Below are 22,674 nucleotides of genomic sequence, written 5' to 3' on the forward strand. Positions count from 1 at the left end.
CAGAGAAGGAGCCTATCGTGGCCATTCGCACTTTCCAGCAGCACACGCCCCAGGTGGGCGCGCGGGCGTTTGTCGACCGTTCGGCGGTTGTCATCGGCGATGTTGAAATCGGCGAGGACAGCTCGGTATGGCCCATGACCGTGATCCGCGGTGACATGCACCGCATCCGCATCGGCGCGCGCACCAGCGTGCAGGACGCCAGTGTGCTGCACATCACCCACGCCGGGCCCTTCAACCCCGACGGCTTCCCGCTGGTCATCGGCGACGACGTGACCATCGGCCACAAGGTGATGCTGCACGGCTGCACCGTGGGCAGCCGCATCCTGATCGGCATGGGCAGCACGGTCATGGACGGCGCCGTGGTGGAAGACGAGGTCATCATCGGCGCCGGCAGCCTGGTACCACCGGGCAAGCGCCTGGCAAGCGGCTTCCTGTACGTGGGCAGCCCGGTGAAGCAGGCGCGCCCGCTGACCGACAAGGAGCGCGGCTTCTTCACCTACACCGCCGGCAACTACGTGAAACTCAAGGACCAGCACCTGGAGGCCGGCTTCGCCAGCCCCAACCCGCTGTCCACCGACTGATTCGGAAAATTCCCATGCATTATCAGAACATTCTCTTCGACCTAGACGGCACCCTCACCGACCCGCGCGAAGGCATCACCCGCTCGATCCAGTACGCCCTGGAAAAGCTCGGCATCATCGAGCCAGACCTGCGCAAGCTCGAGCACTTCATTGGCCCGCCGCTACTGCAGGCGTTCATGCAGTTCTACGGGTTCGAGGAAGAGAAGGCCTGGCAGGCGGTGAATTTCTACCGCGAGCGCTTCAAGGTCACCGGCCTGTACGAGAACGAAGTGTTCGAGGGCGTGATCGAGCTGCTGGAAACCCTGGAAGCCCAGGGCCGCCATCTGTACGTGGCCACCTCCAAGCCGTGGGAATTTGCCCGCGAGATCGCCCGGCATTTCGACTTCGCCAAGCACTTCAAGGTGATCTACGGCAGCGAGCTGGACGGCACCCGCACCAACAAGGTCGAGCTGCTCGCCCACCTGCTCAAGGAAGAGGGCCTGGACCCGGCCCAGACGCTGATGATCGGCGACCGCAAGCACGACCTGATCGGCGCCAAGGCAAACGGCCTCGACGTGGTGGCGGTGGGCTACGGCTTCGGCAGCCGCGAGGAGCTGGAGGCCGAGGCGCCGACCTATCATTTCGATACGCTGGCTGAGCTGCACCAGGCTTTCAAGGCCTGACCGGCGCCTGGAACGCGGCCATGCGGCCGCTGCTACGGGGCGGTTGTGTTTAATTTGATCAATGCGGCCTTGCGCTGGTCAGGCGGCAACTTGCCCAACCGCTCCACTTCGCTGAAGAACGTCGGCCAATCGCCGTTCACCTGCCGGAACAACGCCGCGAACGCCGGCACCCACTGGTCATACAGCCCGAACGGCAGCAGCTTGGCGTTGTTCATCGGCGCGTTGACCCAGGCGTCGTAGCGCTTGTCGCCGTTCCACTGGCTGTCGCGCAGCTGGCGGTAATCGGCGCGCATGCGCTCGAACGCCTGCTGCTTGGCCTGGCGCATGGCCGCCGGCGCCAGCGGCTGGGCGTACAGGGCTTTCAGGCGGTCACGGGTGTCGAGCACCAGTTGGGTGAACTGGTGGATCTGCTTCGACTGGTCGACGTTGGCCGGCGGCAGGCCCTGGTACGCCCGCCATTGCCGGGTGCCTTCCTGCTCGACGAACGTGGCGTAGGACTCGTTGAACTCGCTGTCGTCCTTCACGTAAAAGCGCTGGTGCGCCAGCTCGTGGAAAATCAGCGTGGCCAGGCGTTCGTCGCCGCGGTCCATCATGGTGTTGATGATCGGGTCATCGAACCAGCCCAGGGTGGAGTAGGCGTCCACCCGGCCAATGTACACGTCCATCCCGGCCTGCTTCTGCAGCGCCGCCTCACCCCGGGCAGCCCCCAGGCTGTAGTAGCCGCGGTAGGCCACGCAACCGGCTATCGGAAAGCAGTGGGTTTGCGGGTCTAAAGAAAATTCCTCGGTGGCAAACACGTTCCACACCACGGAACTGCGTTTCACGTCCGCATAAAGGCGGTAACTGCGGTTGTCCGGCAGGTGCAGATGGCTGCTGGCAAAGTCCCGCGCTGCCTGGGACTGGCGCAGCTGCGCGCGCAATTTCGCGTCCCGCGTAGGATCGGCGATCACCCGGCTCACCGGCTCGCGCGCCCTCAAGAGTTGCACCTGGCCATCAAGCAACTGGCCGTAATAGGTGGAGCAACCGTTCAGCAGCAAAACGGCCAACAGGGGAACCAAGCGGCGAATTTTGCGGTCGAGTGCCCCAGGGTCTGCGCGCCTTAAAAAAAGAAGATCAATCATCTGTCGGGTGAATCCTTCATTGGGACGAACCGGCCACCATTGCCATCGGGAGTATTGCCATGCGTGCCTTGTTACTTGTCTGCGGTCTGGCGGCCGTGGCCGGTTGTTCGACCTTGCCCGACCCCGACCCGCACCAGGCCTGGGTGGACCTTGCGGCCGGCTCCGACAACTCGCTGAAGGCGGTGAAGGTGGATAACCATGACTGGACCGACCCACGTTACTTCGAAGTGCAGCCAGGCGCTCATGAATTGTGGGTAACTTTTCAATTCCCCGTGGCCCCCACCAATATCGGCCCGGTGGCCCAGCCGCTGTGGCGGGACTGCAAGATGAAGCTCAGCTTCAAGGACTTCAGCGCCGGCCAGCGCTACCGGCTGGAGGCGGGCAGCCTGGGCTTCCAACCCTGGGCCAAGCTGTATGACGAACAACGCTACGTGGTGGGCAAGGCGCAACCGGCGGGCTGCCAAGCGACGTAGACCGCCGCGCGGGGGTATGCTGGAGGCCTGTCCCCACCCTGGAGCCCATCATGCGCCGCGCCCTTGCTGTCGCATCATTCATTACCCTGGCCGGTTGCAGCATCACCCCCTTGCCCCCGGTCAATCCCCAACAGGCCTGGGTGGACATGACCATGCTGGGCGGCAAGGTGGTCATGGCCGAACGCCTCGATGGCGTGCGCCTCAAGGACGGTCGCTATTTCCAGGTTACCCCGGGCAGCCATGAGCTGATGGTGCGCTACGACTTCGAGATCTACGCCGGCGGGTTGATCATGATGGAGCCCGATGAGCGCACCTGTTATCTCACCCTGCGCTACGACGGCTTCCAGGCCGGCCAACGTTACCTGCTGGAAGCCCGCACGCTGGGCATCAACCCCAGCGCGCGGCTTTATGACCAACGCAAGCAGGTGGTGGCAGAGGATCGCAGCGTTAACTGCCTGTACTAGCTAGCGGTCGTTCTTCTGGTAGATGATTTTCTTGCTGCCGCCTTCGCACGAACCCACGATCATGTTCTTGTCGTGGACTTCTTCGTTGCTGACGATTTCGAGGGTGTAGGACGTGACGCCCTGGGCCTGGATCTTGGCTTCGATCTCGGCCTTCAGTTCTTCACAGGGCTTGGGGGCTGCCATGGCGCTGGTGGCCGCAGCACAGCAGGCGAGGGTCAATATCAGTCGCTTGATCATGATGGCATCCTTGAATTGCGGGTGGAGCCGACAGGTCGGCTCCTACATCTAGACCACAAATGCCATCACCTGTTCCAGTGCCGGCCTAGCTGACCAGCGTGGCGTCCAGGCTGATCTTGGCGCCCTTGAGCACTTTCGACACCGGGCAGCCTTCCTTGGCCTTGTTGGCCAGTTCCTGGAACTGCTCGTTGGTGGCGCCCGGCACCTTGGCTTTCAGGATCAGGTGCACGGCGGTGATCTCGAAACCTTCGCCCACCTTGTCCAGGGTGACTTCGGCGATGGTGTCGATGCGGTCGGCGGTCAGGTTGGCGCCGCCCAGGATCATCGACAGGGCCATCGAGAAACAACCCGCATGAGCCGCACCAATCAGCTCTTCCGGGTTGGTACCAGGCTGCCCCTCAAACCGGGTGTTGAAGCCATAAGGGTTGCTCTTCAGCGCGCCGCTTTCAGTGGAAATCTGGCCCTTGCCATCCTTCAAGCCGCCTTGCCAGACGGCTGATGCTGTCTTCTTCATGATGCCTCCTCGGGTTGCACGCGAAGGTTCGCGCAGGTACTGAGGTTAGGAGGGGCAGCAGGGCTTGCAAGTTCACACCGATTGACAAGATGGTATTGAAGTTTCTCAATATGCCCATACTGTTGGATAAAGGGCAGGGTGGTGTTACCCATGGCAGCGTGCACCAGCCTTCCACTCGACGCCTGAGGAAGTGCTACCCATGAAACGACTCTCCGATATCAAGTATTCCGCCCTGGACCTGGTGCCCGTGCGCGCCGACAAGGGCCCGGCGCACTCGCTGCGCAATTCGCTGGACCTGGCGCAACACCTGGAAAAATTCGGCTACCACCGCTTCTGGGTCGCCGAGCACCACAACATGGACGGCATCGCCAGCTCGGCCACCGCCGTCCTGCTGGGCTACCTGGCCGGCGGCACCTCCACCATCCGCGTCGGCAGCGGCGGGGTAATGCTGCCCAACCATGCGCCGCTGGTGATCGCCGAACAGTTCGGCACGCTGGAAAGCCTCTACCCGGGCCGCATCGACCTGGGCCTGGGCCGTGCGCCGGGCTCCGACCAGATGACCGCCCGCGCCCTGCGCCGCGAGCGCTCGGGCAGCGCCGACGACTTCCCCGATGACGTGCTGGAACTGATGAGCTACCTGGGCCCGCGCACCCCTGAGCAAAAAGTGATCGCTGTGCCCGGCACCGGCACCCAGGTGCCGATCTGGCTGCTGGGCTCCAGCCTGTTCAGCGCCCAGCTGGCCGGCATGTACGGCCTGCCGTACGCCTTCGCCTCGCACTTCGCGCCGCGCTACATGCATGAAGCGATTCGCACCTACCGCAACCACTTCAAGCCCTCGGCGGTGCTGGACAAGCCGTACGTGATGCTGGGCGTGCCACTGGTGGCCGCCGACACCGACGAGCAGGCCGACTACCTGGCCACCTCGGTGTACCAGCGCATCCTCAACCTGATGCGCGGCCAGAGCCTGGTGCAGCAACCGCCGGTAGACAGCATGGAAGGACGCTGGCTACCCCACGAGAAAGCCGCGGTCGCCGACTTCCTGGGCCTGGCCATGGTGGGCAGCCCACAGAAGATTCGCGCAAAACTGGAGGTGTTGCTGGAGCAGACGCAGGCAGATGAGTTGATCTTTACCTGCGACCTGTATGAGCACGCCGACCGGCTGCATTCCTACGAACTGCTGGCGCAGATCGCCAAGGGCTGAAAAAAAAAGGCGCCTGCATTAGGCGCCGATCAGTAGCCGCTGCCGCCAGGCTGCGCTGGCCCTCTGCCTCGCTGGAAATCTCCAGCGAACGGCAAGGCCAGCGCAGCCTGACGGCAGCGGCTACAGGTTATTTCTTGTACACAATTTCCTTGCGGCCGGCCTCGCAGGTGCCGACAACCTTGCCGCCGGTGCCCTTGTCGGCAATTTCCAGCGTGTAGTGGCTGACGCCCTTGGCGTCGAGCTTCGCGGCGATTTCCGATTTCAGTTCTTCACACGGCTTCCCCGCCGCCAGTGCCGAACCCGCCATGCAGAACAACCCTGCTGCCAACAAAATATTCTTCATCGGTCACATTCCCTGGTCAGATCATGAGCAGACAAGTGCCCCGGCAAGATTGCCGGAGCCCCCCAGCACTGTTTGTAGCGGAATACTGGCCATTCGGCCAGTAAGACGCTTCTCAGAATCGTGTCAGCTGTTTGCGATGCGGAAGCCGACCTTCAGCGTGACCTGGAAATGCGCGGCCTTGTTGTTCTCGATGTGGCCGCGGGTTTCCAGCACCTCGAACCACTCCAGGTGCTTGACGGTCTTGCCGGCCTCGGCCAGGGCGTTGTTGATGGCTTCCTCGATGCTGTTGGCCGAAGAACCAACCAGTTCGATCAGCTTGTAGGTGCGATGGTCAGACATGGTGAATCTCCTTTCGATAGTGGTCTTGAGCGTAGGTGGCCTTTTAGCTCTGTGCCGAATCGGGGCGCAAAAGTTCAGATGCACTGCACTTTCCTGAAGCGCCGCAGTCGGAAACTTACACACGCAACTCACCACGCAGGAGAGACACCTATGGCTACTTCACTTCGCAAAGCTTCGTTGCAAAGCATGGAAGCGGAAATCGAAAGTCTGCTCAAATCGCTGGAGAGCTTGAAGGACGATGCGTCCGACGAGTCGCGCAAAACCCTGAAAAGCCTGCGCGCCAACGCTGAAAACGCCCTGAAACACTCGCGTCATCTGCTCAGCGACGTGTACGAAGACGTGAAGGTGAAAACCCGCGAGACCGGCGTCGCCACCCGCGACTACGCGCAGGAACACCCCTGGACCACCGCAGGCGTGGCCATCGGCGCACTGGGCCTGCTGGCCGGCTACCTGCTGATCAAGCGCGGCAACTAATCCACCTGGCGCGCCAGCTCCGCGGTGAGCCAGTGCGCCAGCTGCCGGGCGCGCCCATCGTCGGCGCGCCGGGGCACCCATAGCGCCAGGCGCGCCGAGGTTTCGCTGAAGCCCCACGGCGCCGCCAGTCGCCCCGCCCGCAGGTCGTCAATCACCAGCGGTTCCGGGGCGATGGCCACCCCCAGGCCGGCCACCGCCGCCTCCAGCAAATAATACAAGTGCTCGAACCCCTGGCCGTACTGCAACTGGCCGGGCGCGATGCCGTGGGCCCCCGCCCAATTGGGCCACGCTTGCGGGCGCGAAGTGGTGTGCAGCAACGGCTCGCCGGCAAGCACCTGCGCAGGCGCCTCGGCCAACGTTTCGAAACGGGCAAAGCGCGGGCTCAGCACCGGGCCGATACGTTCGTGCGCCAGTTCATACACCTGCATGTCGGCCGGCCACGGCGGCTCGGCGAACACCAGCCAGGCATCGAGGCCGGGGCGCCGCGGGTCCAGGTCGCCTTCGCCGGCGGACAGGTGCAGGCGCAGGTCCGGCAGGTCGGCGTTGAGCTTGCCCAGCCTGGGGATAAACCAGCGCGCCAGCAGGCTACCCGAGCAGCCCAGCACGAAGGGCGCGTCGCTGGCGCCCTGGCTGATCTCGGCGCAGGCGGTGCGCAGGCGCTCGAAGGCATCGCCGCTGGCATCGCGCAGGCGCAGGCCGGCATCTGTGAGTTTCAGGCCACGGCCTTCCTTGACGAACAGGCTCACCCCGAGGTGCTCTTCCAACACCTTCAGCTGGCGGCTGATGGCGCCGTGGGTCACGTGCAATTGTTCGGCCGCGCGGCTTACGCTGTTCAGCCGGGCAGTGGCTTCGAACGCGCGCAGGGCGTTGAGGGGGGGCAGGTCGCGGCTCATAGTATCTGTGAGTTTTCCTGACATGTTGCAGCAATCTTATCGGTTTTTTTCGCCGGCCGCCGTGGTTACAGTAGATTCATAGCTAGCCCATCACTTTTCACCTGGAGCGACCCATGACCCAGACTAACTTGCGCAACGGCCCGGATGCCAACGGCCTGTTTGGCGCCTTCGGCGGCCGCTACGTGGCTGAAACCCTGATGCCGCTGGTGCTCGACCTGGCCCGCGAATACGAAGCCGCCAAGGCCGACCCCGAATTCCTCGAGCAGCTGGCCTACTTCCAGCGCGACTACATCGGCCGCCCGAACCCGCTGTACTTCGCCGAGCGCCTGACCGAACACTGCGGCGGCGCCAAGATCTACTTCAAGCGCGAAGAGCTGAACCACACCGGCGCGCACAAGGTGAACAACTGCATCGGCCAGGTGCTGCTGGCCAAGCGCATGGGCAAGAAACGCCTGATCGCCGAGACCGGCGCCGGCATGCACGGCGTGGCTACTGCCACCGTCGCCGCGCGCTTCGGCCTGCCTTGCGTGATCTACATGGGCGCCACCGACATCGAGCGCCAACAGGCCAACGTATTCCGCATGCGCCTGCTGGGCGCCGAGATCGTGCCGGTCACCGCTGGCACCGGCACCCTCAAAGACGCCATGAACGAAGCGCTGCGCGACTGGGTGACCAACGTCGACGACACCTTCTACCTGATCGGCACCGTCGCAGGCCCACACCCCTACCCGGCCATGGTGCGCGACTTCCAGTCGATCATCGGCAAGGAAACCCGCGAGCAACTGCACGCCAAGGAAGGGCGCCTGCCCGACAGCCTGGTGGCGTGCGTGGGCGGCGGTTCCAACGCCATGGGCCTGTTCCACCCGTTCCTGGACGACGCCAGCGTGGAAATCTACGGCGTTGAAGCCGCCGGCCACGGCGTGGACACCGACAAACACGCGGCCAGCCTCAACGGCGGCGTGCCGGGCGTGCTGCACGGCAACCGCACCTACCTGCTGCAGGACGACGACGGCCAGATCACCGACGCCCACTCGATCTCCGCCGGCCTGGACTACCCTGGCATCGGCCCGGAACACGCCTGGTTGCACGAGATCAAGCGCGTGAACTATGTCAGCATCACCGATGACGAAGCCCTGGCCGCGTTCCACACCACCTGCCGCCTGGAAGGCATCATCCCGGCACTGGAGACCGCCCACGCCCTGGCCGAAGCCATCAAGCGCGCGCCTACCCTGCCCAAGGATCACCTGATGGTCGTCTGCCTCTCGGGCCGTGGCGACAAAGACATGCAAACCGTGATGAGCCATATGGCCGCCGCCGAGCAGGAGAAACTGGCATGAGCCGTCTTGAACAACGCTTCGCCGATCTGAAAGCCGAGGGCCGCGCCGCCCTGGTGACCTTCGTCACTGCCGGCGACCCTGGCTACGACGCCTCCCTGGCCATCCTCAAGGGCCTGCCGGCCGCCGGCGCCGACGTGATCGAACTGGGCATGCCGTTCACCGACCCCATGGCCGACGGCGTGGCCATCCAGCTGGCCACCCTGCGCGCCCTGGATGCCGGCCAGACCCTGAAGAAAACCCTGCAGATGGTGCGCGAGTTCCGGGTTGGCAACGACACCACGCCAATCGTGCTGATGGGCTACTACAACCCCATCCACCGCTTTGGCGTCGAGGCCTTCGTGGCCGAGGCCCGCGAAGTGGGTGTGGACGGCCTGATCATAGTCGACCTGCCACCCGAGCACGACGCCGAGCTGGCTACCCCGGCCCAGGCCGCGGGCATCGACTTCATCCGCCTGACCACGCCCACCACCGACGACGTGCGCCTGCCGCGCGTGCTGGAGCGCAGCTCCGGCTTCGTCTACTACGTGTCGGTGGCCGGCGTGACCGGTGCCGGCTCTGCCACCACCGAGGCCGTGAGCAGCGCCATCGAGCGCCTGCGCCGCCACACCAGCCTGCCGATCAGCGTCGGTTTCGGCATCCGCACCCCCGAGCAGGCCGCCGCCATCGCGCGCCTGGCCGACGGTGTAGTGGTGGGTTCGGCGCTGGTGGACAAGATCGCCAAGGCCGGCTCGCCCGACCAGGCCGTGGGGGATGTACTTGAGCTGTGTTCGCAATTGGCCCAAGGCGTGCGTAAGGCCCGTGTCAGCTGAAGGTAAATAATTTGTTACAAAGGAATTAGTTGCTGATTTTCCGGACTAATTTCACAGACCAGAGGGAACCTGATCCGTAAGATCTGGTTCCCTTTTTTGTTGTTTGAGCAGTGAGGATTCGCTCGATGAAACTCTCCAAACCATTGATTGCCAGCCTGGGGCTTGTGCTTGTCGGCATGACATCCCTGGCCCATGCCGACCAATGGGGCCCGGGTGGCCCGGATGACCGTGGCCACTACGATCATCGCGATGACCACCGCGACGACCATCGTGACGACCACCGCTTCGACCATGGCGGCCCGCCCCGTGATTTCGGCCCCATCCGCCAGCACGCCTTCGAACACCGCGGCTACTTCGGCCGTGCCGAGCGCCTGCCGCCAGGCGTGTTCGTCGTCCAGGGCCGCCCGTTGGCGCCCGGCTACGGTCGCCCGCTGGGCCCGCGTGAACTGGAACAACTGCCGTACTACCCAGGCTACCAATGGATCGCCTACGGCCCGGATATCGTGCTGATCCAAGATGGCACCGGTGTGGTTTACCAGGTGCTGCAAGGCGTCCTGGCCTACTGATTCATTTTCGACACACCACCGCGAGGAACGCGTATGAAACTGCCAAAATCCCTGATCGCAGGCATGGGCGTGCTGCTGGTTGGCGTCACCCCATTGCTGCAAGCTGCCCCAGGCCCGGACGACCAGCGCCAGGGTGGTGAACAGCACCAGCAACAAGGTGGCCCGCGCGGCGACGAGCATGGCGCGCCGCAACAGCAGCAACACGCTGGCGGCGGCAACCGCCCACCACAGGACTTCGGCCCTGTGCGCCAGACCATCCAGCAGCACCGCGACAGCTTCGGCCACGGCAGCCCGCTGCCACCGAACGTCCACGTGGTCAAAGGCCGCCCGCTGCCCCACGGCTACGGCAAGCGCCTGGACAGCCGCGCGCTGTCGCAGCTGCCACGCTACCCCGGCTACGAATGGCGCCGCCTGGGCAACGACGTGGTGCTGATCTCGGTAGGCACCGGCGTGGTCTACGAGATCCTCGATGGTGTGTTGAACTGAAATAACACCACCCCGTAGCAGCTGCCAAAGGCTGCGTCCTGACCCCCCCGGTACACCAGAAATACCGAGGCGCCAAGGACGCGGCCTGATGGCCGCTGCTACGGGATTGGGTTCATCACCCGCCGAAAATCGACAACTTCAACGGCCGCACCGCCCCCATCCAGATCGCATGATCACGGTGGTCCGCCAACTCATCCCCGCTCAGCGGGTGCATGAACACCACCAGCCCCTTGCGGTTCATCGCCAGCCACGGCAACACCTGCGCCACCACCTGCGGCGCGAACGCCAACTGGCAGCTCCAGTCCGGGTGCGGCCCTACCGGCTTCTCATGCACACGCCCCATCACCACGGGAAACAACCGCGCGGCTTCTTCGCACAGGGCGCGCGCCTGGTCGAGGGTGGAGGCGTCGAAATAGATGTGGGCGTGGTAGCCCTGGATTGGTTGCACGGTGGGGGTCTCCGAAATTCATGGCGTCAGAGTACCATGCAGTAAAATACTGGTCGTAGTCTCTCCAAGGATAGAGTAGTGAGGCAGAAGGCTGCCTCACTCCAGAGGGCTACGAGCTCCTAATTATCATGCACTAGCTGCCAAGACGTAATCAGATCGATATAGTGGATTGCCATCTCCACTGCTAGAGTCTAATGAAACAGAACCGATAGCTGCCATCATGCCGATGAGTCCATCAACTTGTGCCTCCATTGAGAGTTTTGGAGCACTGTCTATGTTGTAAGTTTGGAAACCTACTGCTAAAGCTTCTTTTTGCACTCCTGCTTGCAAAAAGTTGCCGCTAGCTAAAATCTTGTTACCGGCTCTATATTCATCTGAAACCTCCTCAGCAGTCAGGCTTATCAGCTCGATACCCAGCTCGTCTAGCGATAACAACTCATTGCTCTCGGCGTCATCCAGCGTACCATTTCCATTCGTGTCAGCCCAACTCAATCCGTCTTGGTTGTCGTCAGCCCACACTTTAACCGTTGCCCATGCTTCATCCTTATTATCGAACACATCGTCATTGTTGCTATCTAAAGATTTAAGTGCATCAAACCCGTTTTTGAAAGGCTTTACGCTTTCAGCTGATCCAGTGACTGTCGCAGCACCCAAAAATTCAGAGACAAGTTCCCGGGCACTATCAATTTTCCCGTTCCCGTCCAAATCCACTACCACTAGGCCTTCTCCGGGTCTTATCCACCCAGTACGCTCCAATCGGCTGGAATTATTATCCATATCAAAATAGGTTTCAGTCGACGTCAAACTCGAAAGTTTAATGCCAATTCCTGAAAGATCTAGAACTAACGGGTCGCGGGGCCCCGGCTCCAAACAGAGCTTGTTCCCATTAAACATAATCCATGGAGTATCAATTCGAGCGGATGGAAGCGCGCCAGCTGGTCCGGGTCTAAAGCCCCCCCCAAAACCTGAAGTATCTAGCGGAATTCCCCCGAAAGGATTACGGTAACGGAAACTGCTCCAAAGATCGATTGTCAGTTTATTTATATCACTAGAGTGGCCCGCCACAGGACCAAACACTTGATCGGAATTGAATCCTTGGGAGGTGTCTATTCCTTGGAAAGCGCTATCTGACTGCTTTTGAGTTTCAATCCACGTGGTTAGCTCTTCAGTATGTGGGGAATCTTTTGGGAAAGCGATGGTGTATGCAAGCTTTTTTGACAGATCTCTGAATACATCACCCATCCCTGGGAGGGTGCGAATATCATCAACCATAGCGCCCATGTGATCAGATGCATCCCACACAGCGTCGTTTATTTCGTCTCCCCATCTTTCGTTTATGTAACCACCGATTTTCACACCCACTGAAAAAGAAATCGCCATTGCTTTAAGTGCCGGGTGGCTAGTTCTCGCGGCTATAAGAGCCGCGATATCAGCATATGTACCAATATCGGCGGTGCCGTTCGAAAACTTATGGATCGCTGACGCGATGATCATGGGAGCCGTCGCCGTGGAAGCGATTCCTGCAGCGGCCGGATGCACTGCGGCAAGCGAGTTGACCATAGCTCCCCAGTTCCCCATATCTGCCAGAGGACTTCCTTCAAATTCTGGGTGCATCAAAATGCTACGGCCGGTAAAAGCACCATCAATTAAGTTTGCAATTACAGTTGGATCTTTTATCGCCATACGTCACCTCCTAGACCAAAAAAATACCGCTTGATAAAAAACGCAGTACGTGTAAACAGCCATGATCGCTGAAGCTGCGAAAGCCATACCCCAAATCAAATATCTGAATTTGAAACCAAGCTTATGCCTAGCATAAAGCGCGCTGTATCCCGTTAACCCTGTCAACATCATCAGATCCTGATGTAACGTTGAAAGATTTGTTTTGTCAATGCCGAGATAAAATCCCCAAAAAAAACAGTACCCGGCTCCAGCCAACAACCCATAAAGTATTGGCTTGTATATCTTCACAACCATATTGCAACCCCCCCCAAATCAAAATCGGCTCACTTTATAATCTCATCGTTCTCTTAGCCCTTCTTGCAGCGATCGCCATAATGGTTCAATAAAATATCCGAGCACGGATCTCTTATATAGTTTTAACTCGGCCGTAAGCGTCATACCTGGCGACACTACAAGATTTCGGTTCACAACTAGTGCTGGGGCAGCATTCAGCTTTATCCGAACGCTGTATTTAGATGGCATTTCCTCACTCGATATCGAATCCTGGGAGATCGAGACAACTTTCCCAATAAACACCCCGTATTTAACGTAATTAAACGAATCAATCTTTACTGCCACTTCCTGCCCAGGATATACAAAACCAATATCCTTATTATCCAACCAGACATCTGCTTCAGAAGGCTGAGTGTGCGGCACCACCACCATAAGATTTTGCGCCGCAGTCACCACACCACCCACCGTATGAATGGACAGTTCTTGAACGGTACCGTCTATCGGTGAAACTAATGACATCAACCTGTGTCGATACTCGGCTTTTTCAAGCTCTTGGGTTACTCTTTTAATTACCCTGCGGGACTGCCCCTCCAAATCCAGCATTGCAATACGAACTTGGTCTACCAGATTATCCCTGCGCTGGCGCGTGATTCGAATGGAGGCTTGAAGCTCCCGAATTTTATTTTGTTGAAGCTCTATTTCCCGGACGTGATCAATCCGCAGGCGCTCCCTTTCCAAGTAGACGTTTCGTGGTATGTAGCCGCCTTCAGCCAAATTCTTGGAACTTTCTGCCACCCTTGTAGAGATCGACAACACCTTGGCAGCTGTCTTTATATTCGTCCTTGCGGAAATTATCTGCACATCAAATTGGTTTACCTCGGCATCCATCTGGCCGATTTTGCTGTTCAATTCAATGTACTGTCCTCGCAGCCAGGTGGTAGTCGCTGCAACTTGCTCCAAAGGCGCGCCTGGCATCAGGTCCTGAATAGGTTGCGGTTCCGATTTTTCTTCAATCGCTTTAAGTAACGCCGTTGCGCGCGCCCAGTCCGATTGAGCGGCTACCAGTTCAGCCTTCAAGCGGTTCACATCAGCTTGTGAATTGACGGCTTCAAGCTCGATTATTACCTGACCTTTCGTTACGGCCTGCCCCTCTTGGACAAGCACAGCTTTAACGATCGAAACCTCGCTGGCCTGGATAAATTTGCTCATCCCACTGGCAATTACTTTTCCCTCTGCGGTCGCGACGACGTCAATTTTTCCTAAGCAGGACCACAGGAACGCTATTGCGCTAAAAAGCAGAAGAAAGGCCAACACCCAATGTGCAGCTGGATGCGGAGGCTTCTCTTGCAACTCCAACGTCGCAGGCAGGAACTGAAGCTCTTCGGCCTTGCGCTTCACGCTGGCATTGGCTTGGCGGTTCGACCAGGCACATTTCCACGCAAGGTGGTATTTGCGCCACAGGCCGAGCGCAGCATCGAATCTGTTCATCCTTTACCACCTTGCTGCAGGTGGTACAGATAGGCGTAGTGACCGTCGGGAATGACAATCAAATCATCGTGGCTGCCTTCCTCGATAATTTGCCCACGGTCCATGACGATGATTCGATGGGAATCTCTTACAGCTGACAGTCGGTGGGCGATAACGATGACCGTTCGCCCTTCACATATCCGACGCATATTTTGCTGGACGACGCGTTCGGACTCGTAATCAAGGGCGCTGGTTGCCTCGTCAAAAATCAATATCCTCGGGTCGCCCATCAACGCCCTGGCAATTGCGATGCGCTGCCTCTGACCTCCCGATAACGATGCACCATGCTCACCCACCAACGTGTCATAGCCCTCGGGCAACTCCAGAATGAAGTCGTGAGCGCCCGCCATTTTCGCGCTGTGGATAACAACCTCCAATGAAACGCCTGCGTCACTGAGGGCGATGTTTTCGCGAATGCTTTTCTGGAAAAGCAGACTGTCCTGAAGCACTACGCCGATTTGGCGACGCAGTGACGAGACATCGACCAAGGCCAAGTCCATGCCGTCCACGAGCACCCGACCACGCTCAGGCACATACAGCCGCTGGATCAGTCGTGTGAGTGTGCTTTTCCCCGACCCTGACCGCCCCACGATCCCAATAACCTCGCCAGGGGAGATACTCAGGCTGACGGAACGCAGAACCTCTGAGCCATCTGGCCGGTAGCGGAAACGCACCTGGTCGAATTCGATGCGCCCGCTGATGGGCGGTACAGTGCTGCGAGTTCGTTGGTTTAGCTCGGTTCGGGTATTGAGAATGTCTCCCAGCCTTTGGATTGATACGCCTGTCTGCTGAAACTGCGTCCATAGCTGGGCCAAGCGCATTATGGGTTGCGAGACGCGCCCAGCCAGCATGTTGAACGCGATCAATTGGCCAACGCTCAGTTCGCCATCAATCACTAGCCGGGCGCCTAACCACAGCGTGGCAACCGTCACCAGTTTTCCTATCAACCCTACGCACTCATTGGCGACGGCAGATAAATTCTGGGTTTTAAAGCCGGCTGACACATAGGCGGCCAGCTGATTCTCCCAACGCCGGGTTATTTGTGGCTCTACCGCCATAGATTTCAGCGTGTCGATGCCGTTCACCGTTTCCACCAGGAAAGCCTGGTTCTCGGTACCTCTCGCAAAACTTTCGTTAATCCTGCCCCTTAAAATTGGCGTAACTATCAGCGAAACCAGGAAGTAGAGGGGCAGCGACAGCACCACAACGAGTGTCAGCCACCCGCTGTAAATGAACATGACACCAATAAAAACGACCGAGAAAAAAACATCCAGTACCAGCGTGATGCTGTTCCCAGTCAAAAAGCTCCGAATGTTTTCCAGTTCTCGTACTCGAGCAACCGAATCCCCCACTCGTCGTGCCTGGAAATAGGAGATTGGCAGCGCCACAAGATGTCGGAACAACCGAGCACCAAGCTCAACGTCGATCCGGCTCGCAGTGTGGGAGAAGATGTAGGTACGAAGGCCGCTTAACGCGGTCTCGAACAGCATGATTACCAACAGCCCTACTGCGATGACATCCAAGGTGGTCAGGCCTCGATGCACCAGGACCTTGTCCATGACAACTTGAAAAAAGAGCGGAGTGAGAAGGGCAAATATCTGCAGCACGAATGAGACGACGAAGACCTCGGTGAGCAATCTCCGGTATTTGATGATTGCTGGAATGAACCAGGTAAAGTCAAACCGAGCCAGTTCCCCCACGATTGACGCTTGAGACCTCAGGAGGATCAATTCTCCAACCCAGCGTTCGGCAAGATCCTCAAAGCTCGAATATTCAGCACGCCCGACCAAGGGGTCGTGAATCAGTACCCGCCCATCAATAAGCTTGGCGAGGATGAAAAATTGACCGTCCGTGCATACGCCTATCGCGGGCAGAGGAAGGTGCGCGAGCCGATCGACGGAGCTGCGCGTGAGCTTTGCTTTGAGCCCTAGCTTTTTCGCGGCCTGCAGAATTTGCGTTGGGTCAAAATTCGTACAGCCGCTGCCTAGCTCATGCCTTAGCTGCTCAGGCGATACAACGATCTGATGCAAACGAGCCAGCATCAACAGGCAGGCGAGCCCTGTATCTGTGCAATCGGCAGAATCCGTGGTCGACATTTTCTCTGTCCCTGAACTTGGCCACAGCCAGGACGAAACTCAGTCGACCAGCGCTGTAGGATTAATTCCAAGTCCCGAGCATATGAGACGATTTCGCATCCGTAAGTAGTCCCGCCTCCGACATCAACGTAGGACGATTCCGGTTCTACGAGGACAGCTGCTCAGCCATCAACCACTCCACAAACCGCCCCACCATCTCCCCCCGCCGTTTCCGTTGCGGCACCACCACGTAATACCCCAGCGCCGAACTGGCCGTTGCAGCGATGGGCCGGCACAGCAGGCCCTGCTCGATCAACGCGTCCACCAGGTGGCGCCAGCCGATGGCCACGCCCTGGCCAGCGATGGCGGCCTGGATCAGCAGGGTGTAGTTGTCGAACCGCAGTTGGCCCGGGGCAGGGGCGCTGGGGATGTGCAGCTGGCGGAACAAAGTGGTCCAGTTGAACCAGTGGGTGGTGCTTTCGCCGCGCAGGTGCAGCAGCGGCAGGTCGAGCAGGGCTTGGGCGGGCAGGGGGGTGACCTGGTTTTCAAGCAGGCGCGGGCTGCACACGGGGAAGACTTCTTCGGCGAACAGCCAGTGGCTGTCGCCCTGTTTGAAGCGGCCGTCGCCGAACAGCACGGCGACGTCGATGTCGCTGCGCAGCATGGCGTGGCTGCGTTCGCTGGTCACCAGGCTGACATCGACATGGGGGTGGGCCTGGTGGAAGCGGTGCAGGCGCGGCATCAGCCAGTAGGCGGCGAAGGCGAAGTCGGTGGCCACCTGCAGCACCTCGTGCTGGGGCTGGGCGGTGAGGGCGGCCAGGGCATCGTCGATCTGGCCGAAACCGGCCTGCACCGCATCGAACAGGCTGCGGCCGGCGTCGGTCAGTTCGATGCCGCGGTAGATGCGGTCGAACAGGCGCGTGGCCAATTGCTCTTCCAGGCGCTTGATCTGCTGGCTGACGGCAGGCTGGGTGGTGCCCAGTTCGGCCGCAGCGGCGGTGAAGCTGCGCTGTCGGGCGGCGCATTCAAAGGCGCGCAGCAGGTCGAGGGACAGATCGGCGAGGCTATCAAACATTAGCTGGGCTTATCCTAGGCATTGCCTGACGTGGGCTTTACCGCATGGCAGCGCGGTCGCATGCTCGGTTGGAAGCACTTTCGCATAATTCAACACTATGGAATGCCGCCCACCCATGAAGCGCAAGAATATTCTCTTCATCATGGCCGATCAGATGGCCGCGCCGCTGTTGCCCTTCTATGCCGAAAACTCGCCGATCAAGCTGCCCCACCTGAGCCGCCTGGCGGCCAGCGGCGTGGTGTTCGACGCCGCTTACTGCAACAGCCCATTGTGTGCGCCGTCGCGCTTCACCCTGGTGAGCGGCCAGTTGCCCAGCAAAATCGGCGCCTACGACAACGCCGCCGATTTCCCCGCCGACGTGCCCACCTATGCCCACTACCTGCGCCGCCTGGGCTACCGCACGGCGTTGTCGGGGAAGATGCATTTCTGCGGCCCGGACCAGCTGCATGGCTACGAAGAGCGCCTGACCAGCGACATCTACCCCGCCGACTACGGCTGGGCGGTGAACTGGGATGAACCTGACGTGCGCCCCAGTTGGTACCACAACATGTCCTCGGTGCTGCAGGCCGGGCCGTGCGTGCGCACCAACCAGCTGGATTTCGATGAAGAGGTGGTGTTCAAGGCCCAACAGTATCTTTACGACCACGTACGTGAGGACGGCGAACAGCCGTTTTGCCTGACCGTATCCATGACCCATCCCCACGACCCCTACACCATTCCCAAGCGCTTCTGGGACCTGTACCGCGACGAGGACATTCCGCTGCCGGCCAACGTGCCGGGCCAGGCGGAACTGGACCCGCACTCCCAGCGCCTGCTGAAGGTGTATGACCTGTGGGACAAGCCGCTGCCCGTGGACAAGATTCGTGAAGCCCGCCGCGCCTATTTCGGCGCCTGCAGCTACATCGACAGCAACGTCGGCAAGCTGCTGGAGACGCTGGAGGAAACCGGCCTGGCCGAGGACACCATCATCGTCTTCTCCGGCGACCACGGCGACATGCTCGGCGAGCGCGGGCTCTGGTACAAGATGCACTGGTTCGAGATGTCGGCGCGGGTGCCGCTGCTGGTCTGTGCACCGGGGCAGTTCCAGGCCGGGCGGGTGAGCGCGGCAGTCTCCACCGCCGACTTGCTGCCCACCCTGGTGGAACTGGCCGGCGGTGAAGTCGACTCGCGCTTGCCGCTGGACGGCCGCTCGCTGGTGAGCCACCTGCAAGGCCAGGGCGGCCACGACGAGGTGTTCGGCGAGTACATGGCCGAAGGCACGGTGGGCCCGTTGATGATGATTCGCCGCGGCGACTTCAAATTTATCTACAGCGAGGACGACCCTTGCCTACTCTTCGACGTGCGCCATGACCCGCACGAACGCGAGGACCTGAGCCAATCGCCGCAACACGCGACGCTGTTCGCCGCGCTGCTGGCCGAGGCGCGCGCCAAGTGGGACGTGGCGGCCATACGCCAACAGGTGCTGGCCAGCCAGCGCCGGCGCCGCCTGGTGGCCCAGGCCCTGAGCCTGGGCACGCTGAAGAGCTGGGACCACCAGCCGTGGGTGGACGCCAGCCAGCAGTACATGCGCAACCACATCGACCTCGATGACCTGGAGCGCAAGGCCCGTTATCCACAACCCTGCCAAGATCAATAATCGATGAGGGGAAGCCGATGAAGTTATCCACAGTGGTGGTATCCGCGTTGCTGGCCGTGGCCAGCCTGCAGGCACTGGCCGATGAGCAAAGCTGCAGCACGGTGCAGATGGCCGACCCCGGCTGGAGCGATATCGCCTCCACCAACGCCATCACCGGTCTGCTGCTGGATGGCATGGGCTACAAGGCCAAGGTCGACAGCCTGGCGGTGCCCATCGCCTACGGCGGCTTGAAAGACGGCAAGGTGGATGTCTTCCTCGGCAACTGGATGCCGGCGCAACAGGGTTTCTACGACAAGTTCGTGGCCACCGGCGACGTCACCCAGTACGCCAAGAACCTGGAAGGCACAGAGTTCACCCTGGCGGTGCCGGACTACGTGTGGGACGCCGGCGTGCACAGCTTCGCCGACCTGAACAAATACGCCGACAAGTTCGGCGGCAAGATCTACGGCATTGGCTCCGGTGCGCCGGCGAACTTGTCGATCCAGCAGATCATCAAGAAGAACGAGTTCGACCTGGGCCAATGGAAACTGGTGGAATCCAGCGAGCAGGCGATGCTGTCGGAAGTGCGCCGGGCTGTGGATAAGCAGCGCTTCATCGTGTTCCTGGGCTGGACGCCGCACCCGATGAACGTCGAGATCAAGATGCACTACCTGAGCGGCGGCGAGGCGTACTTCGGCGCCAGCGGCAGCGTCTACACCCTGACCCGCAAGAGTTATGCACAGGCGTGCCCGAACGTCGCCAAGCTGCTGGGCAATCTGACCTTTACCCAGGACATGGAGAACAGCATCATGGCCGACGTGGTGAAGACCAAGGCCAGCTACCCGGACGCGGCGAAGAAGTGGATCAAGGCCAACCCCACGGTGCTGGACAAGTGGCTGGACGGCGTGAAGACCGTGGACGGGCAGGACGCGCTGCCCGCCGTGAAAGCCAAGCTTTAACCGGCCCCGTAGCCGCTGCCGAAGGCTGCGCTGGCCCTTCGCTTCACTGAAGATCCCCAGCGTACCCGAAGGCCAGCGCAGCCTGCGGCAGCGGCTACGGGGTTGGCAACAAGAGGAATCAATGCAGCGCTCCAGACTGGAAAAAATCCTGCCCTTCCTGGCCTGGCTCCCACGCCAGACCCGCGCCAGCGTCAGCCGTGACCTGGTGGTGGGCCTGAGCGGCGCGATCCTGGCGTTGCCGCAGTCCATCGCCTACGCGCTGATCGCCGGCCTGCCGCCGGAATACGGCCTGTACGCAGCCATCATCCCGGTGCTGATCGCGTGCCTGTGGGGCTCGTCGTGGCACCTGATCTGCGGGCCCACGGCGGCCATTTCCATCGTGCTGTACGCCAGCGTCAGCCCGCTGGCGGTGCCGGCCACCCAGGACTACGTGACGCTGATCCTGCTGCTGACCTTCCTCGCCGGCATTTTCCAGTGGCTGCTGGGCATGCTGCGCTTCGGCGCGCTGGTGAATTTTGTCTCCCATTCGGTGGTGCTGGGCTTCACCCTCGGCGCCGCCATTGTCATTGCCATCGGCCAGCTGCCAAGCCTGCTGGGCATCGAGCTCAGCAGCCAGGCGACCGCGCTGGCCAGCCTCGGCAACCTGTTCCAGCACCTGGCCGAAGTGGACCAGCCGTCGCTGCTGCTGGGGTTGTTCACCCTGGTGCTGGGCCTGGTGCTCAAGGCGCTGGTGCCGCGCTGGCCGACCCTGCTGATTGCCTTGGTCAGCGGCAGCCTGCTGGCGTGGCTGTGGCCGGGGATGTTCGGCCACGTGCGCCGGGTCAGCGAATTCGTCGGCCAGCTGCCGCCGTTCAGCCCGCTGCCCACGGACCCGGCGTTGGTGCTGCGGCTGCTGCCCAGCGCCGTGGCCGTGGGCATGCTGGGGCTGGTGACCAGCCTGTCGATTGCCCGCTCGATCGCCACACGTTCGCAACAGTTGCTCGACGCCAACCAGGAAGTTCGCGCCCAGGGCCTGTCGAACGTCATCGGTGCATTCTTCTCCGGCTCGCTGTCGGCAGGCTCGTTCACCCGCTCCGGGCTCAGCTATGAAGCCGGCGCCTGCTCGCCGCTGGCGGGGGTGTTCTCGGCGCTATGGGTGGCGCTATTCGCGGTGACCGGCGCGCAGCTGATCGCGCAGATTCCCATTGCCGCCATGGCCGGCAGCATTCTGCTGATCAGCTGGGGGCTGGTGGACCACCGCGGCATTCGCGCGCTGTTCCGGGTCAGCCGCTCGGAGTTCGTGGTGATGGCGCTGACGTGCCTGGCGACCCTGCTGCTGGAGCTGCAGACGGCCATCTACGCCGGGGTGCTGGCATCGCTGTTCTTCTACCTCAAGCGCACCTCGCAACCGCGGGTGCAGCAGTGGCGCGACGGCGACGAGGAAGTGCTGCGCGTAGGCGGTTCGATCTTCTTCGGCGCCAGCCATTACCTGCAGGTACGGCTGCAGCGCGCGCAGGGCCAGCGCGTGGTGATCGACGCGCAGCAGATCAACTTCATCGATTATTCGGGGGTGGAGATGCTGCACCAGGAAGCGCGGCGGCTGCGCGCCCAGGCCCGCAGCCTGACCCTGCGCCACGCACGGGCGCAGGTGATCGAGGAGCTGCACAAGCTGGAAGGGGCGGCCAACTGCCCCATCCAGTTCGAAGGTTAGCCGGCGGCCATTTCCTGGCGCAGGGTGGCCATCACCGTCTTCGAGTCCGGGGTCACGCCACGCCAGTAGGTGAAGGCCTCCGCGGCCTGTTCCACCAGCATGCCGAAGCCATCCAGGGCCTGGGCGGCGCCGTGCTCGGCGGCCCAGCGGCAGAACGGCGTGGGCTCCTTGCCGTACATCATGTCGTAGCACACGGTGACGCCCGGCTGGATCAGGCTGCTCTTGATCGGCGGCAGGTCACCGGCAAGGCTCGCCGAGGTGGCGTTGATGATCACGTCCACCGGCTCTTCCAGCCAGTCGAAACCGCTGGCGGCCACCGGGCCCAGGCCGGCGAAGATCTGCGCCAGCAACTCGGCCTTGTCCACGGTGCGGTTGGCGATGACCAGTGACACCGGCTGCTGTTCCAGCAGCGATTCCACCACGCCGCGTACCGCGCCACCGGCGCCCAGCAGCAAAATGCGCTTGCCCTTGAGGGTGACACCGGCGTTGTTCAGCAGGTCGCGCACCAGCCCCACGCCGTCGGTGTTGTCGCCGCGCAGGGTGCCGTCGGGCAGGCGCGTGAGCATGTTCACCGCGCCGGCGCGCTGGGCGCGGGGGGTGAGCACGCTGCACAGGCGGAAGGCGTCTTCCTTGAACGGCAGCGTCACGTTGGCGCCCAGGCCGTCCTGGAAAAACTCCAGGGCGTTGCCGGCAAAGTCATCCAGCGGCGCCAGCCGCGCGCCGTATTCCATGGCCTGGCCGGTCTGCTCGGCAAACAGGCGGTGGATGGCGGGCGACTTGCTGTGGCCAATCGGGTTACCGAAGACGACGTAACGGTCCATGCAGGCAG

At 61.3% G+C, this 22,674-nt stretch carries 25 protein-coding genes; 13 read left to right on the top strand and 12 right to left on the bottom strand.

Annotated features, from left to right (window positions below):
- The first annotated feature begins 17 nt into the window (after window positions 1-17).
- The gene (locus tag AC0Z2B_RS10770; protein WP_476296587.1) at window positions 18-581 is read left to right on the top strand and encodes a gamma carbonic anhydrase family protein; all 564 of its coding nucleotides are present in this window, start codon (window positions 18-20) and stop codon (window positions 579-581) included.
- A 14-nt stretch (window positions 582-595) separates the two neighbouring features.
- Window positions 596-1,243 (top strand): HAD-IA family hydrolase, encoded by a 648-nt coding sequence (locus AC0Z2B_RS10775; protein WP_473004993.1) that lies wholly within the window; start codon window positions 596-598, stop codon window positions 1,241-1,243.
- Window positions 1,244-1,275: 32 nt separating this feature from the next.
- Here the strand turns inward: AC0Z2B_RS10775 and AC0Z2B_RS10780 are convergent, their stop codons facing one another.
- On the bottom strand, window positions 1,276-2,364 hold the full coding sequence (locus AC0Z2B_RS10780; RefSeq protein WP_476296589.1) for an aminopeptidase: 1,089 nt from the start codon (window positions 2,362-2,364) through the stop codon (window positions 1,276-1,278).
- Between the two features lie 59 nt (window positions 2,365-2,423).
- Here AC0Z2B_RS10780 and AC0Z2B_RS10785 point away from each other — a divergent pair, with 59 nt between their 5' ends.
- Both AC0Z2B_RS10785 and AC0Z2B_RS10790 read left to right on the top strand, forming a co-directional pair.
- Window positions 2,424-2,837, top strand: coding sequence for a PA0061/PA0062 family lipoprotein (locus tag AC0Z2B_RS10785; RefSeq protein WP_476296591.1), 414 nt, complete (start codon window positions 2,424-2,426; stop codon window positions 2,835-2,837).
- A gap of 50 nt (window positions 2,838-2,887) precedes the next feature.
- Window positions 2,888-3,301, top strand: coding sequence for a PA0061/PA0062 family lipoprotein (locus AC0Z2B_RS10790; RefSeq protein ID WP_476296593.1), 414 nt, complete (start codon window positions 2,888-2,890; stop codon window positions 3,299-3,301).
- Here AC0Z2B_RS10790 and AC0Z2B_RS10795 read toward each other — a convergent pair whose 3' ends face one another.
- Both AC0Z2B_RS10795 and AC0Z2B_RS10800 read right to left on the bottom strand, forming a co-directional pair.
- Window positions 3,302-3,538, bottom strand: a complete 237-nt coding sequence (locus AC0Z2B_RS10795) for a DUF1161 domain-containing protein (protein WP_416421699.1) — start codon at window positions 3,536-3,538, stop codon at window positions 3,302-3,304. It lies immediately after the preceding gene.
- Window positions 3,539-3,623: 85 nt separating this feature from the next.
- Window positions 3,624-4,052, bottom strand: a complete 429-nt coding sequence (locus tag AC0Z2B_RS10800; protein WP_416421698.1) for an OsmC family protein — start codon at window positions 4,050-4,052, stop codon at window positions 3,624-3,626.
- Between the two features lie 199 nt (window positions 4,053-4,251).
- Between AC0Z2B_RS10800 and AC0Z2B_RS10805 the strand changes: the two genes are divergently transcribed.
- Window positions 4,252-5,253 (top strand): LLM class flavin-dependent oxidoreductase, encoded by a 1,002-nt coding sequence (locus AC0Z2B_RS10805; protein WP_416421697.1) that lies wholly within the window; start codon window positions 4,252-4,254, stop codon window positions 5,251-5,253.
- A gap of 127 nt (window positions 5,254-5,380) precedes the next feature.
- Here the strand turns inward: AC0Z2B_RS10805 and AC0Z2B_RS10810 are convergent, their stop codons facing one another.
- Together AC0Z2B_RS10810 and AC0Z2B_RS10815 are read right to left on the bottom strand one after the other, a co-directional pair.
- Window positions 5,381-5,596 (bottom strand): DUF1161 domain-containing protein, encoded by a 216-nt coding sequence (locus AC0Z2B_RS10810; protein ID WP_416421696.1) that lies wholly within the window; start codon window positions 5,594-5,596, stop codon window positions 5,381-5,383.
- A 123-nt stretch (window positions 5,597-5,719) separates the two neighbouring features.
- A complete protein-coding gene (locus AC0Z2B_RS10815) occupies window positions 5,720-5,935 on the bottom strand; it encodes a dodecin (protein WP_416421695.1) in 216 nt (71 codons plus the stop codon).
- A gap of 150 nt (window positions 5,936-6,085) precedes the next feature.
- Between AC0Z2B_RS10815 and AC0Z2B_RS10820 the strand changes: the two genes are divergently transcribed.
- Window positions 6,086-6,409 (top strand): ElaB/YgaM/YqjD family protein, encoded by a 324-nt coding sequence (locus tag AC0Z2B_RS10820; RefSeq protein ID WP_416421694.1) that lies wholly within the window; start codon window positions 6,086-6,088, stop codon window positions 6,407-6,409.
- Here the strand turns inward: AC0Z2B_RS10820 and AC0Z2B_RS10825 are convergent.
- Window positions 6,406-7,302: a LysR family transcriptional regulator gene (locus AC0Z2B_RS10825; protein WP_476296596.1), complete on the bottom strand. Its 897-nt coding sequence runs from the start codon at window positions 7,300-7,302 to the stop codon at window positions 6,406-6,408. The two genes, AC0Z2B_RS10820 and AC0Z2B_RS10825, sit on opposite strands and share 4 nt — an antisense overlap.
- 113 nt (window positions 7,303-7,415) lie before the next feature.
- Between AC0Z2B_RS10825 and trpB the strand changes: the two genes are divergently transcribed.
- From trpB to AC0Z2B_RS10845, 4 genes are all read left to right on the top strand, one after another.
- Window positions 7,416-8,639: a tryptophan synthase subunit beta gene (gene trpB / locus AC0Z2B_RS10830; protein ID WP_416421692.1), complete on the top strand. Its 1,224-nt coding sequence runs from the start codon at window positions 7,416-7,418 to the stop codon at window positions 8,637-8,639.
- Entirely contained in the window at window positions 8,636-9,448 is an 813-nt protein-coding gene (trpA, locus tag AC0Z2B_RS10835; RefSeq protein ID WP_476296598.1) for a tryptophan synthase subunit alpha, read from the top strand. Before trpB ends, trpA begins: the two co-directional genes overlap by 4 nt.
- Window positions 9,449-9,573: 125 nt before the next feature.
- Window positions 9,574-10,014 (top strand): hypothetical protein, encoded by a 441-nt coding sequence (locus tag AC0Z2B_RS10840; RefSeq protein WP_416421690.1) that lies wholly within the window; start codon window positions 9,574-9,576, stop codon window positions 10,012-10,014.
- Between the two features lie 33 nt (window positions 10,015-10,047).
- Window positions 10,048-10,500 (top strand): anti-virulence regulator CigR family protein, encoded by a 453-nt coding sequence (locus tag AC0Z2B_RS10845; RefSeq protein WP_416421689.1) that lies wholly within the window; start codon window positions 10,048-10,050, stop codon window positions 10,498-10,500.
- A gap of 115 nt (window positions 10,501-10,615) precedes the next feature.
- Here AC0Z2B_RS10845 and AC0Z2B_RS10850 read toward each other — a convergent pair whose 3' ends face one another.
- From AC0Z2B_RS10850 to AC0Z2B_RS10870, 5 genes are all read right to left on the bottom strand, one after another.
- A complete protein-coding gene (locus tag AC0Z2B_RS10850; RefSeq protein WP_476296600.1) occupies window positions 10,616-10,948 on the bottom strand; it encodes a DOPA 4,5-dioxygenase family protein in 333 nt (110 codons plus the stop codon).
- Window positions 10,949-11,074: 126 nt separating this feature from the next.
- Window positions 11,075-12,631, bottom strand: a complete 1,557-nt coding sequence (locus AC0Z2B_RS10855) for a hypothetical protein (protein WP_476296602.1) — start codon at window positions 12,629-12,631, stop codon at window positions 11,075-11,077.
- A gap of 336 nt (window positions 12,632-12,967) precedes the next feature.
- The gene (locus AC0Z2B_RS10860) at window positions 12,968-14,392 is read right to left on the bottom strand and encodes an HlyD family type I secretion periplasmic adaptor subunit (protein ID WP_476296604.1); all 1,425 of its coding nucleotides are present in this window, start codon (window positions 14,390-14,392) and stop codon (window positions 12,968-12,970) included.
- The gene (locus AC0Z2B_RS10865) at window positions 14,389-16,527 is read right to left on the bottom strand and encodes a type I secretion system permease/ATPase (RefSeq protein WP_476296606.1); all 2,139 of its coding nucleotides are present in this window, start codon (window positions 16,525-16,527) and stop codon (window positions 14,389-14,391) included. Before AC0Z2B_RS10865 ends, AC0Z2B_RS10860 begins: the two co-directional genes overlap by 4 nt.
- Window positions 16,528-16,672: 145 nt before the next feature.
- Window positions 16,673-17,581, bottom strand: a complete 909-nt coding sequence (locus tag AC0Z2B_RS10870; protein WP_476296608.1) for a choline sulfate utilization transcriptional regulator — start codon at window positions 17,579-17,581, stop codon at window positions 16,673-16,675.
- Window positions 17,582-17,696: 115 nt separating this feature from the next.
- On the opposite strand from AC0Z2B_RS10870, the gene betC reads away from it, so the two are divergent.
- From betC to AC0Z2B_RS10885, 3 genes are all read left to right on the top strand, one after another.
- Complete coding sequence (gene betC / locus AC0Z2B_RS10875) at window positions 17,697-19,217, top strand: choline-sulfatase (RefSeq protein WP_476296610.1); 1,521 nt, start codon at window positions 17,697-17,699, stop codon at window positions 19,215-19,217.
- A gap of 17 nt (window positions 19,218-19,234) precedes the next feature.
- Window positions 19,235-20,155 carry a choline ABC transporter substrate-binding protein gene (gene choX / locus AC0Z2B_RS10880; RefSeq protein WP_416421685.1) on the top strand — a complete coding sequence of 307 codons (921 nt, stop codon included), beginning with the start codon at window positions 19,235-19,237 and terminating at the stop codon, window positions 20,153-20,155.
- A 121-nt stretch (window positions 20,156-20,276) separates the two neighbouring features.
- Window positions 20,277-21,845 carry a SulP family inorganic anion transporter gene (locus AC0Z2B_RS10885; RefSeq protein ID WP_476296611.1) on the top strand — a complete coding sequence of 523 codons (1,569 nt, stop codon included), beginning with the start codon at window positions 20,277-20,279 and terminating at the stop codon, window positions 21,843-21,845.
- Here the strand turns inward: AC0Z2B_RS10885 and aroE are convergent.
- Complete coding sequence (gene aroE, locus AC0Z2B_RS10890; RefSeq protein ID WP_416421683.1) at window positions 21,842-22,666, bottom strand: shikimate dehydrogenase; 825 nt, start codon at window positions 22,664-22,666, stop codon at window positions 21,842-21,844. The genes AC0Z2B_RS10885 and aroE overlap by 4 nt on opposite strands.
- Between the last annotated feature and the right edge of the window lie 8 nt (window positions 22,667-22,674).

The sequence above is a fragment of the Pseudomonas sp. GYB4201 genome (genome assembly GCF_056312595.1).